At 40.8% G+C, this 471-nt stretch carries 1 protein-coding gene; it reads right to left on the bottom strand.

The genetic code is table 11. The features are described from left to right. Positions 1-17: 17 nt before the first annotated feature. Positions 18-416 (bottom strand): Imm41 family immunity protein, encoded by a 399-nt coding sequence (locus VPNCDNU1_RS28535; RefSeq protein WP_104403509.1) that lies wholly within the window; start codon positions 414-416, stop codon positions 18-20. Positions 417-471: the final 55 nt, after the last annotated feature.

The raw sequence follows: 471 nt of genomic DNA, 5'->3' as shown, positions 1-471 counted from the left end.
GAAGCTTTTGTTAGGCATTACTTAAGTAGCGGGTTCACCAGCTCAAAAGACGATTCAGGAATAATATCTCCCGAAATCGCACCAAGTATAGCTAACTGAAACCTTTCGGCATACTCCTGTAACTCTTCATCATCAATTGACTCCACTTTCCAACTGACACGAGAATCAAAGTGGGAACTGACATGAACCAAGACTCCATTCTGAATATAAAGCAGTGCATATACTAGATTTCTATCTACACTGGTGCTTTCTTTAACAAGTACTCCTACTTCTATAAGTGCTCTATGAAGAGTCCAAAATTTTTGAACGTCCCACTCACCATACTCAGATAGGCGTCCATAAAATGTATGCTCCCAGTCTGGGCTACCATCACCTGGGACATTTTTTAAAATTTCATCAACAGAGTGGTTGCTCATGTGTAACCTCTACCTTCCATCGGAAATTGTGAACTTATGCCTAACGCCAGCTTAA

Origin of the sequence: Vibrio penaeicida (assembly GCF_002933855.1) — a bacterium.
GTDB lineage: Bacteria > Pseudomonadota > Gammaproteobacteria > Enterobacterales > Vibrionaceae > Vibrio > Vibrio penaeicida_A.
The sequence above is the reverse complement of the archived record's forward strand: the minus strand, read 5'-3'. Positions and strand labels throughout refer to the sequence as shown.

Excerpts from the sequence above, each read along its gene's own strand:
- VPNCDNU1_RS28535 (WP_104403509.1), bottom strand. The coding sequence starts at position 416 with ATGAGCAACCACTCTGTTGATGAAATTTTAAAAAATGTCCCAGGTGAT.